At 64.6% G+C, this 11,663-nt stretch carries 8 protein-coding genes and 1 pseudogene; all 9 read left to right on the top strand.

What is annotated here, in order from left to right; all coding sequences use genetic code 11:
• Positions 1-439, top strand: a 439-nt coding sequence (locus VFZ66_01860) for a hypothetical protein (GenBank protein ID HEX6287900.1), incomplete at its 5' end; no start/stop codon positions are given.
• Positions 436-1,968: an FtsK/SpoIIIE domain-containing protein gene (locus VFZ66_01855; GenBank protein HEX6287899.1), complete on the top strand. Its 1,533-nt coding sequence runs from the start codon at positions 436-438 to the stop codon at positions 1,966-1,968. The genes VFZ66_01860 and VFZ66_01855, both read left to right, overlap by 4 nt.
• A 40-nt stretch (positions 1,969-2,008) precedes the next feature.
• Positions 2,009-3,007 carry an ATP-binding protein gene (locus tag VFZ66_01850; protein HEX6287898.1) on the top strand — a complete coding sequence of 333 codons (999 nt, stop codon included), beginning with the start codon at positions 2,009-2,011 and terminating at the stop codon, positions 3,005-3,007.
• 1,075 nt (positions 3,008-4,082) lie between these two features.
• Entirely contained in the window at positions 4,083-5,309 is a 1,227-nt protein-coding gene (locus tag VFZ66_01845) for a DnaA N-terminal domain-containing protein (protein HEX6287897.1), read from the top strand.
• Between the two features lie 54 nt (positions 5,310-5,363).
• A complete protein-coding gene (locus VFZ66_01840; GenBank protein ID HEX6287896.1) occupies positions 5,364-6,005 on the top strand; it encodes a replication-relaxation family protein in 642 nt (213 codons plus the stop codon).
• 12 nt (positions 6,006-6,017) lie between these two features.
• Complete coding sequence (locus tag VFZ66_01835; GenBank protein HEX6287895.1) at positions 6,018-6,320, top strand: hypothetical protein; 303 nt, start codon at positions 6,018-6,020, stop codon at positions 6,318-6,320.
• Between the two features lie 736 nt (positions 6,321-7,056).
• Positions 7,057-7,503, top strand: a pseudogene (gene ssb / locus VFZ66_01830) (single-stranded DNA-binding protein).
• 195 nt (positions 7,504-7,698) lie between these two features.
• Positions 7,699-9,912, top strand: a complete 2,214-nt coding sequence (locus VFZ66_01825) for a tetratricopeptide repeat protein (protein ID HEX6287894.1) — start codon at positions 7,699-7,701, stop codon at positions 9,910-9,912.
• 75 nt (positions 9,913-9,987) lie between these two features.
• Positions 9,988-11,613, top strand: coding sequence for a hypothetical protein (locus VFZ66_01820; GenBank protein HEX6287893.1), 1,626 nt, complete (start codon positions 9,988-9,990; stop codon positions 11,611-11,613).
• The last annotated feature ends 50 nt before the right edge of the window (positions 11,614-11,663 follow it).

The following is an 11,663-nucleotide window of genomic DNA, read 5'->3' as shown; positions in this document are numbered from 1 at the left end:
CTGGGGCGCGCAGGCGAAGCTCGGCGTGCTGCTCGCCACCTTCGGCATGACACCCGCGCCGCTCATGCTATACTGGATGACGCGCTCCGTGCCGCTGATCATGACGGTCATCGAGGCGTTTTTGCTGCCGCGCTGGAACTGGCCCTGGACGCCGCGCGGGGCGCAGGTGACGCCCAGCGGCGGCTATCGCTGGCTGGTCTTTGGGGCGGTGCTCACGCCAGACGTGTACACAACCGCTGCGGGGCTGACCGGGTGGGTCGCGGGCGTGCTTGGCCTGAGCGTCGGATGGAGCGTCGTCGGGGCGGCGATGCTGGGTACGGTGATCGCGATCAGCCCGGAGAAGATCGGGCGCCGGGTGCTCGCCGAGCTGCAGGCGCTCTGGACACCGGTGATGATGCAGCGTGGCAGACGGCCACGCGCCGAGCGAGGGGACGCATGAGCGAAGCAGGCATCATCGTGCAACTCCTGGCAGGCATGGGCGGCATGTACACGCTGGCCCAATCGTTCAAGCTGCCTCGGCTCTACCGCGAGTGGCAGGCATTCCAGACCTGGCGGCAGCGTTCCGAGGGTGCCGCGCCACACGCGGGGCGGAGCGGGCACACGAGCGCGGATCGTCCTGTCGATCCCCGGCCACCCGCAGGCCCGGCGCGTCGGCTTCCCGGTGCGGGCGCGGCGATGGCGCACCCGCCTGCGCTGACGCCAACGCTTGCCGAGCTGCTGCGTCTGCTGCCCACCGCCCGCTACCGCATCCCCCTGGGCTGGAGCGTCACCCAGGAGGGACGCGCCGTGCTCTCCTGCGGCGCGCTGGTCGACGACATCAACCATATCGGCGTGACCGGCCAGAGCGATATGGGCAAAGACAACGCCGTACGCATGATCCTGCTCGCGCTTGCCGCGCTGCACAACCCCAGCGAGGTGCAGATGTGTATCCTCGACGGCAAGGGCCTCGACTTTGCCGACTGGAAGGGCAAGGCCCACACCTGGGGGGTCGCGTCCGACCCGGAAGAGCTGAAGCCCCTGATGGAGGCGCTGACCGCCGAGCGCAAGCGCCGCCGCACGATCCTCGAAGCGGCGGGCGTCAAGAAGTGGGAGCAGTACCGCGGCGGCGATCTCCCGCTGCTGGTGGTGTATATCTCCGAGCTGTCGCTGCTCGCCGACGCAGCCGGAAACGCTGATCTGCGCCGCTGGCTCAACTCCGAGCTTGCCGCCGGTCGCGCCTTTGGCCTGCGCTATATCGTCGCCACGCAGAATATGAGCAACCACGGCACCGGCTGGCGCTCGCAGATCGGGCTGTATCTCGCGGCGTTCCAGCCGGATGACAGCCAGGACGAGCCCAACACCGGGATGAGCACGCGCCAGATCGCGGCGCGCGGCGCGGTGCCGCCGTCGCAGCTTCCGGGACCGCCGCTCGGCAAAGGGGTCTTTACGATCGTCACCGGCGGGATGGCTGCCACGGTGCGCGTGCCGCTGATCGACGAGGTGGAGCTGGCCGCCCGCCTGGGGCGGATGCCGGGCCGCGAGCGCGCGCTTCCCAGCCCGTCGCTCGAAGCGATTGTGGGCCTGGGCGAAGCCAGCGCAGCCCCAACGGCGGTATCGCAGGATGCAGGTCCAGATAAGCCCGCAGTGCCGGAGCCGCCGACGCCTGCCGAGCCGCCCGTTGATCTCCCGCGCCTGCTCAAGCGGCTCGATGATGCCGACGCCAAACACCGCCAGGCCGAGCAGCGCATCGACGCCCTGATCACGCTGGCGCTCAGCAACGGCGTGCCGCCGACCACGATCGCCAGGCAGATCGGCGGCAAGTATAAAACCGCGCTCGATCGCGTCACCGAGCTGAAGGGGCGACTCCAGCTTGACCAGCTGCGCGATGCGGACAGCGATGCGGATACCGACGACGACGGAGGCACAGACGGGTCGTTAGAGCCGAGCGCATCTACGATCGGCCCGGCCCGCCCGGCCATGAGCGCCTGATCTGAAGCACGACACCGAGCATGTGGAGGAGTGAGCACCGATGACGGCGCTGTTTGGCAGCATTACCTTCGATCAAACGCCGGTGGTGACGACGACGCTGGATGATCTTGATCTCCAGGCGGTCGCGCAGCACCTCGACTATGCCCGCACCCAGGGGCGCTACCGCGGCGAGGCGATCGATCCGATTGACTTTCTGATCGAGCAGCGTGCCGTCGTCGAGATCGAGTCGGCGGTCATCCCGACGGTCGCCGGGATTCTGTTCTTCGGCAAGCAGCCGCAGCGCCACCTGCCCTACGCCACGATCAAGCTCGCGCGCTACCGCGGCCAGGAGATCAATGCCAACGAGGTCCAGCATATCGACGAGTACAGCGGCAGCGTGCGGCAGCAGATCGATCGGGTTGTCACCTATCTGAACGACCATGTCGAGCGCGGGTATGCGCTCGACGGCGGGCCGCAGCGCGTCGAGCAGCCGCAGTATCCGCCCACCGCGCTGCGTGAGCTGACGGTGAACGCCGTCGCGCACCGTGATTACACGATCATGGCCTCGTCGATCCGCATCGCGATGTTTCAAAACCGGATCGAGTGGGCCAGCCCCGGCTCACTGCCGTCCAGCGTCACGCCGGAGAATATTCTGGACATGCAGTTCGCCCGCAACCCGCTTCTGGCCCAGCTGCTCTACCAGAGCGGCTATGTCGAAGCCTATGGACAGGGGCTCGATACCGTCTTCAATATCCTTCAGGCGCAGAACCTGCCGCTGCCGACGATGCGCGAGTCGGGCGCAACCTTTGTGATCGGCATCGAGGGCCACCAGCCGATCGGGCTGGACGCCGAGCAGCTGTCCAGCCTGACGGACGCGGAATACCAGATCGTCGCCGTGGTGCGGGCGCGCCGCTCGGCCACGACCCAGGACATCATCGACGCCCTGGCTGCGCGCAGCGAGCGCTCGGTGCAGTACGATCTCAAGCGCCTCGTCGAGCGCGGGGTGCTCCAGCGGGTCGGCAAGGGCCGCGCGACGACCTACATCCTGCCGCGGACGTAGGCGATCGGTCATCACCCGGACGGCGAGCGGCACTATCTGTGCGTGGGGTGCGCATCTTATCCCAGAGCCGTCCTCCAGGTGTCTGCATGCCGCGATCCCCGGCGATCGGGCACCAGCGAAACCTGCTCCCCGCTGACGTTCAACGCAGCGCCCGTTGCGCTATTTTGCGCTATTTTGCACTATGGACGGTAGATTAGTGCAAAAAACCCCGGTCGGCGGCCCTCACACAGCCCGATCGTTGCACTTAAGCGCCTCATTTTTCGAGAAACGAAGCTCACAGGACCACCATAGTGCATACCCCGCCGTTCCGGTTCGGGGCGACCCGTGGAGGCGTTCGCGCGTGACGTGCGGGCAGGGACTCTGACCGCGTCTACCAGGCTTTGCACTTAACGACACGGAATTGCACCGAGAAAGCCGAATTTGCACTTAAGATTCTGAAACTTGCGCTTAAATTGCACCATTAGCTCTTGATCATTGCACTATATTTTCTTAAGCTTGATCCAGGTATGGATCAGCAGGGAGCGTGATCGGATCGTCATGCGTCTGTGGGCAGCAGACGCCCTGCGTGACCGGTAGCACGAGCACCCAGAAGGAACCGCGATGTAAGCGATTGTCATCAGCACCTCTCCATATCGAGCGATCGATATGACAACCGAATTAAAACGAAATGCCGCCCGCCTGGAGGTTGGAGGAAAACCCTTCCGAACTCAGGGAAGCGACAGATTCGTCTGCAGTGCTATGCAGAGGCTGGCACCTTCAGTATAGCAGTCTGACTCATTCTGTCAATCCCCTGATCACCTCCAGCGAGCGGCCTGGGGGATTTTTATGTCCAAAACCACCCGCGCGCCGCGTCCGGCGCAGCGGCAGGGTTGTTGCATCCTGAAATCGGCCCAGATCCGGGTCAGGATAGTCCGCCCTGCCGTTCCATGGAACCACGCCCACCGGGCGCGGCCACTGCTCCCCTCCGACACGTGCAGCAGAACAACGGGACCTCCAATACTCAGGCACCCGGACAGCCCGATCCCGGCGCACGCGACGCGACGACTCACCAGCACGTGCCAGTAAGGAGGACCCGATGCAGACCACCATGAAACCCGATCGATCAGCTCTCGCCTACGATCCGAATGAGACGCTTGCCGCGTTCCAGGCCCGCCAGCACCGGGCCTACGAGGCCGGACGCCGCGCGCTCCACGAGCGGCGGATCAAGGTCCAGCTGCTCCACCTCTACGAGTCCCTCGTGCGCTGCGTGGGAGCCAACCAGTACGCCTGGGTCGGCGAGGCGTATCTGGCCGAGGAGTTCGGCGTGGACGTGGCGACGATCAAGCGCTGGATGGCGAAGCTGGTCCAGGCCGGGTTGATCCGCCGTCAGCGCCGCTTTGCCACGACCTCGCTGACCTTCATCACCACCTACGATCGGCCTGCCCTGGTCGAGGCCGACGACACAGACGACACGGACGAGGTAGACCCAGTGACCGCACAGCACGATTCAGCAACCGCACACGTCAATTCTGTCTCCGCACCAGCAGCCCCACAGCCGGAGGTGCAGACCGCGCACGACGCGGGCGTTTCTTTTGTGCCCGAATCTGCGCCCACGTTCGGCGCAAATCTGCGCCGACTTAACCTTAAAACTGATCACTTAAGTTTTGGTGGTGGTGAGTCCTCCAGCGCTGCGGGCGCGGGCGCAGATCGGGAGGTGACGCAGCTCCTCGAACGGGAGGGCGTAGCCGATTTCTTCCTCGCGCCCATGCTGTCCCAGAAGTCGCTCGACGAGCTGCGCGCGGTGAGCACGTACCTGAACCACCAGCGCAACGTCGTGGACCGGCCCAAGCTGTTTGCGTGGCTGGTCAGCCGGGACTTCGGCGCGCAGCTCCTCAGCGGCAAGCACACCCGGCGCCGGAAGCAGCGGCCACAGCCTCCAGCCGACGGCCAGACATACCTCTCCGGCGAGCTAGCCTACCTGATCCAGGGGTGGAGTGCGGCCCAGGAGGACGCACCACCGGACGCCCAGCCTGTGCCAGCGCCGAGCGCATCCCAGGACGGCGGAGCACCCCCCAGCACGCTGACGGAAACCTGGCAGCAGGTGCTCGATCGCTTACGGCAGGCGCTGCCCGCCAGTGAGTTTGTGACATGGTTTCAGGACGCGGCCCTCGTGGACCTCACCACCGAGCGGGCCGTAGTTGGGGTGCCGAATATCTTTGCCCGCGAAACATTGACCCAGTGCTACCAGGCGCAGATCGCCCAGGCGCTCTACGCGAGCTGCGGGCGAGCCGTGCCGGTGCAGATTGAGCTTGGAGGACCTTAACACGATGGAGTTTCGCTCTCTTTCACACGCACCGATCCACCCCAGGAGGGAGCCATGATGCGCGCCTTACAGATGACCGACCGGGATCGGGCGATCTTGCAGAGTCTGGCCGAAGCGCGCTTCCTCACGATCGCGGCGCTGGAATGGCTGCATCTTCCAGCCCGGCGTGGTCACTGGGAAGCGGCCTATCGCACCCGGCAGCCCTATATTCCCAGTCGCTCGCTCTACGACCGGATGAAGCGCATGCATGCGGCCAAGCTGGTGCTGCGCATCAAGCGGTCCGTGACCCACGCCAGCGCGGGCTTTGGACGGGAGCCGGATGTGTATGCGTTGGCTCCCGATGGCGCGGCCTGGCTCGCCGAGGCTGCTGGGATCACGGCACCGGCTATCCGCGCGGATCGGCTCCGGACCCGCTCCGTCCATACGCTGGCGCACAGTGTCAGTATCGGCACCTTCTACGCCGCGATGCGGACGAAAGTCGAGGCCATGGGTCTGCGCGTGACCGGCTGGCAATCAGACCACGCGCTGTCGCAGAGCAACTATGATCGGCTGCTGGTTCGTGTCACACAGGCGAATGGCGCGGTCACGCAGCAGCGATTGCCGGTCCTCCCCGACGGCGCGTTCTCCATCGTGAACCAGGGGACGCGGTATCTGTTCTTCGTGGAGATCGATCGCGGGCGGCATGTGTCCACCTAGCGGGAGAAGATCATGGCGTACGAGGCGTATGTGCGCAGCCCGGAGCTGAAGGCGCGCTACGGCGTCGAGGCGTTTACGCTGCTGACGGCCACCACGAGTGAGACGCAGCGGCAGCAGCTCATGCAGGCGACGGCACAGATCAACGCGAAGCCGGGTGGACGGTATCTCTTTACACGCCTCGACGATCTGCACCCACTGTCGATTGGACACGCCTGGTTGCGGATCGGCGCGGCCACGCCGAGCACGGGCAGTGTTGGGGGACGACCCTTTACCCGGATGCAGGTGGAGGCGGTGCCGCATGTGTTGCTCAAGTGAGGGCGCAGGGGGTGGAAGATCCCCTGGAAAAACGGGTGGAAAAGACTTCTACCCCCATATTCCAGGGGTTGTTCCAGGGGGCGCGCAGGATCAGGTGTTACGACGTATCCCGCCGCCGAGGGCAGCTCGGCCCGAACCGGTGACTGCCCATCGGGGCAGGAGGCTAACGCCTCGCTCGCTTGTTCGGCCTCGGACCCGTGGCGGCGGGATGCGCCCGACGGCGGGCGCGTGGCACCGGCTGCGCCGGGCCTCCCCCTCTCCCACGCGGGCGGCGCGGACTTTGGGCTACTGCGCCTGCGTTGTCCGCAGGCTCGTTGCCGCCGTCGCCCAGCGCCCCCGGCTGCACTCACGTGCGTTCGCTTGGGGTTCCGGCGGTTCGCCTTCACCCTGGCAGAGGGGGAGGCCCGGCATCGGCGCTTTGAGGTGTCAAGGGTTATCCTGATCTCGGAGGTGGTACAGACCCCGCAGCTCGTGCGGATCTCGATAGCGCCTCAGCCGTGCCACGCGCCCCGCTTCCGCGTGGTACGCAGGCGCTCCGCACCAGCCGCACGGGACAAGCCCGGCGTCCGAGGCGGAGTATGCCCGCAGCAGTTCGTTCATGTTGTCGGTGCCAGCCCAAGACACGGTGCTGGCCGTCGGACGGGCTATGGTGATAGCCTACATGAGCAAGGGAGAACACCATCATGAGTAATGATCTCAACAAAGTCCAGTTACTCGGTCGCGTGGGGCGGAACCAGAAGCCAAGTACACATCGCAGGGATCGTTGATCGTCACCTTTCGCGTCGCGACGGGACGGATGGACAAGGACAGCGCGGGCAACCTGTGGGAAGACACCGAGTGGACGAACATTACGTGCTGGAACAAGCTTGCGGAGGTAGCCCAGGACTATCTACGGAAAGGATCGCGCCTCTATGTGGAGGGGCGGTTGCAAACGCGGTCGTGGGAGGATCAGGCCACCGGCCAGAAGCCGTACTGGACCGAGGTGGTCGCCCAGGACATCATCTTTCTGGATCGCCGCCAGGAGGTGTCTGCATCGGAGGGTGAAGCAGAGCAGCGCGTGCCACCACCGGCCCAGCCAGGGCCAGCGACCAAGCGATCAGGATTCGTGCCGGGGGTGACGCCACGAACCCGGATGCAGACCATGACACCGACCGACAAGGAGACGGACGATTTGCCGGTTTAGACCGCCGAGCGGTGCGCGAGCACGGAGCATCTTCTCAGATCTCCCTGCTCGTCCTATACTACACGTTACTCCCAGGTATTCCAGAGCTTCAATCGCTGGTGCAGAAAGGAATAGGCGATGGCGCAGCCGCCTTCCGTGGTGCTCCGTCAGCAGTGGCAGCTTCAGCGACTCATCGGGCGGGTGCCGGAGCAGCGCATGCTGGAGCAGATGCTCAGAGAGGACATACCCAACCGACGAGGGCGAACCATTGTTATTACCGGGCCGCTGGGAAGTGGCAGGGCGGCCCTTGCGCGCTTTGCCTTGTGGGAAAGTCTATATAAGCTGCCCCGGAGTTACGAGATCGCCGCTCCCGCAGGCAAGCTCTATCAAACACCACCACCGGAAGACACACAGGCACTCCTCCGCTGGGAGGCACAGGGCGATGTAGCACGCCGGGCGTTCTTGGGGGACATTGCGCAGCGCCTGCCGTTTCCGATCGGGACGATCGTGGCCGTCCTCACGAGTCTGCTGCCAGAGGCACAACGGCAGGCACGAACAGCCCGCCTGAGTGCATCAATCACACCGCTTGATCTTCTCCCCCTTGTGGCCGATGCAGCGGGGGCAGCCCCCTTTGCGCTCCATATTACGGGCGTCGATGCCCCAGATCTCGATCGTCAGTGGGTGGAGGTCGTCATCGAGTTGGCGCAGTTCATCTATGATCGGTGGCCGGTACTGCTCCTTATCAGCATGGAGTCGCCCCGCTCACTTATGCTGCTTCAGGAGTACCAAGCCACCACGTTGCAATGGAGCGTGCGCTCGCTGGTGGAGGCAGGGATTGTCCAGAATTGGCATCTAGGGCCGGTCAGTAAGACAGATGTGGCGCACTATATTCATCAGCCAGTTGATGATGCGGTCATCGATCAGTTGCATGTGCTTTCCGGGGGATGGCCGCTGATGGTACAAGCGCTGTGGCGGGACTGGCGGAACAGCGCGCACAAGGCAACGCGCGGAGGGGAACGAACGCCGATCCTGACAGGGGATGGATTTGTCGAACCGTGGCGGTTTACCCCGTATGGTGCGCGGAGTGCCCAGCATGTGGAAGCAGTGCGAGATACGCTGCTGGATGCCTACCCCGATGTACTGGACATGCTGGCGGTCCTCCTCAACGAGGAGGAAGATCCCCGGACGGCGCTCGACTATATCTTAGGGATTGCTGCCCTCGAAGGCCGAACCTTTACGGGGATGGCTGTGGCGAAGGCGTGCGGCTTCTCGTATGACGATGAACTTGAGGAAATATTCGATGCCCTGGTACAGGCTGGGATGCTGATCCATGAGCCGGGTGATGTGGTCGGTGTCCCGACCGAGACAGGGACCCAGTGGTTATACTGCTACCGATTCAGGCTGCCGATCTGGTGGCATCTCTTTCACGAAGGATGGTCAGTGGAGGCACGTCAGGAAATGGTGGTAGCGCTCGCTACCGCGTTAGAAGCGACCTATGGCCGCTATGTCTGGCAGCGAGCAATGGTGATCATCGGATTATGGGAGCAGATTGGGCGGGAGTCATTGGCCCGAATGCAGCGCCACCTCTGGGATCAGTGGGCGCACATCAGTGTCTTAGAGGGGCACGCACGGGATGCAACGCACTATGCGGAACAGCACGGTACGTGGTTAACGGCCCACGATGCCTGGCTGAAGGTCGCTGCTGCAATGTGGAGCTATGTCCCTGACGATCTGGCGTTTGCAACGTTTGATCGGGCACGCTCACTCGCAGAACGAGCGGGGAGTCCGCTTGCGATCGCGGAAACGTTAGCTCATATGGCAAATAGAACGAATCTGCGTGGCAACTGGGGGCAAGCCGAACAGTGGACTCAGGAAGCACTTGCAGTGGTAGCACCATATCATGATACGGCAATGCAACGTGTTCGGGGATTGCTCTGGCATGAGATCGGGGTGGTGTACGCGGCACAGGAGCAGTGGGCGGAGGCATTGGACTACTACGCGCAGGCGCGGGTGTTGGAGGAAGCGCACGGTCAGCCAGCCGCCTTAGCGGTGACGTTGCACGAGATCGGGCGGGTGTACGCGGCACAGGAGCAGTGGGCGGAGGCATTGGACTACTACGCGCAGGCGCGGGTGTTGGAGGAAGCGCACGGTCAGCCAGCCGACTTAGCTGCGACATTGCACGAGATCGGGCGGGTGTACCAGGAACAGGAGCAGTGGGCGGAGGCATTGGACTACTACGCGCAGGCGCGGGTGCTCAAGGAAGCGCACGGTCAGCCAGCCGACTTAGCTCGGACATTGCACCAGATCGGGCGGGTGTACCAAGTGTTAGGTGATCAGGAGAAAGCCAACAATTTCTTCAATCAAGCAGAGAAGGTGAAAAAAAACCCTGATTCATCAGCAGGTGCTTCTAACCTTAGTAGTCAAACATAGATTTGGTCTGTCCATCTACCTCTCTTATATGTCGCACTTGTTTTGTACCGATAATCTTAGCTTCTCCACGCAACTATGCAGCATATCACACTCTTTTTCTTATTCATCGCTGCCCTTGTCTTGAGCAGCCCCAACGCTACGATCACCGCCCAGCCGGTCGCGCCGCAGCTCCAGATCCGGGAGGCCGCGACCGGCGTCCGTATTACCGTCGCCGGTACAGACCAAGCTACCTGGCCCACCATCGAAATCGGCGGCACCGAGATCCCGGCCCAGCTCGTTGTTGTACACCTTGCGCACACCACACCAGCCCACCCGCTCATCTCCACCCTGGACTGTCGCCCGTGGGCCGGTCAGCTCAGGCCGAGCACCCGCCCCATCCCCCAGGCCAACGGGCAGGCGCGCCCGGATCTCACCGTGCCCAGCAAACGGGCGATCCCAACCACGCCGATCACCCGGCTCCGCGAGGGCATGAGCCGCGGCCAGCGCCTGGCCGTCTTCGCCGTCGTGTCGATCTTCGAGCACGAAGGTAGGCTCTGCCAGCTCACCCACCTCGAAGCGACGATCCCCGGTGCGCAGCGCGTGGGCGACACGATGCAGGCCAGCACGACGTGGTGGCCCAGCGCCAGCACAGCCCCAACCAACCCCGCCGCAAGCCGCCCAGCGCTCCGGGTCCTTGTCCGCGAGGCCGGGATGCAGCACATCAGCGGCGCGGCACTCACACGCAACATCCCAAGCGGCACCTCACTCGATCCGGCGCGGCTGCACCTCGCGCATGCGGGCCAGGACGTCGCGATCCAGCTCATCGGCGCGGCGGACGGGCGACTTGATGCCGACGACGAGCTGCGCTTCTACGCCCCAGAGGTCGGCGATCGCTGGAATGCGGCCAGCACCTACTGGCTGACCGTCGAGGACCAGCCAGGCCGCCGCATGGCGGTCAGGGCGGCAGGCGCAGGCAGCGCCCCGCTGCGGACGACGGCGCAGGAGTCGGGAAGGTGGCAGCCGCGCGCGATCTACGACTCGACGTTGCCCGGACCGGACGGCGATCACTGGTTTGCGGCTGAGCTGCGCAGCGGCCCGGAGCAGGCAGGAGGGCCGATCAGTATCCCGCTCACAGCCACCCTGCCACGCGCTGCCGGTCCCGTGACGATCACCCTCACCGGCAGCGCCTACACGACCGGCCCGCACCGACTTGAGCTGCTGGCAGGGGCGGCGACGGCCAGCGTGGAGTGGATAGGCACGGGCGACTGGAGGCAGACGGTCACGCTCGACACCGACGCGCCGAGCGTTGAGGTTATGCTGCTCGCCGGAGCCGCAGCGAACGGCATCGAGATTGACCAGGTGCAGTGGACACGTCCAGTGGCCTTGGAGGTTGAGGGCCAGGGCGCGACGTTCCAGGGGGAGCCGGGAAGCTGGCGCTACGAGCTGCACGGGATTGCCAACGACCAGGCGCTCTATGATGTGACCGACCCGGCGCAGCCGGTGCAGCTCACGCTGGAGGGCGGCAGCTTCGAGGACGGGCCGGAGCCCCGCCGCTATCTCGTGACTGGCGCGACCATCCTGCACACGCCCGAGGTGCAGCGGCATCAGCCGATCGATCTCGTGACGCCCCGTGTCAAGTGTCGCCCGCAAGTGCTCAATGATTCTCATCAATACTGCACAGATCCATTGTCGGCAAAGGTGCCCAATCATGTCCGTGGCTGACCCGATCCTGATCTTCCGTTAGTGGTCTGGCGTGTGTCCCGTCGGCGTGC

The sequence above is a fragment of the Herpetosiphonaceae bacterium genome, assembly GCA_036374795.1.
Taxonomy (GTDB): domain Bacteria; phylum Chloroflexota; class Chloroflexia; order Chloroflexales; family Kallotenuaceae; genus LB3-1.
Note: the sequence above shows the minus strand (reverse complement) of the source record. Positions and strands in the feature narration are given on the sequence as shown.

Coding starts and splice junctions, on each gene's coding strand:
- VFZ66_01840 (HEX6287896.1), top strand. CDS start 5,364: ATGATGCGCGCCTTACAGATGACCGACCGGGATCGGGCGATCTTGCAG.
- VFZ66_01845 (HEX6287897.1), top strand. CDS start 4,083: ATGCAGACCACCATGAAACCCGATCGATCAGCTCTCGCCTACGATCCG.
- VFZ66_01820 (HEX6287893.1), top strand. CDS start 9,988: ATGCAGCATATCACACTCTTTTTCTTATTCATCGCTGCCCTTGTCTTG.
- VFZ66_01825 (HEX6287894.1), top strand. CDS start 7,699: ATGCTGGAGCAGATGCTCAGAGAGGACATACCCAACCGACGAGGGCGA.
- VFZ66_01850 (HEX6287898.1), top strand. CDS start 2,009: ATGACGGCGCTGTTTGGCAGCATTACCTTCGATCAAACGCCGGTGGTG.
- VFZ66_01835 (HEX6287895.1), top strand. CDS start 6,018: ATGGCGTACGAGGCGTATGTGCGCAGCCCGGAGCTGAAGGCGCGCTAC.
- VFZ66_01855 (HEX6287899.1), top strand. CDS start 436: ATGAGCGAAGCAGGCATCATCGTGCAACTCCTGGCAGGCATGGGCGGC.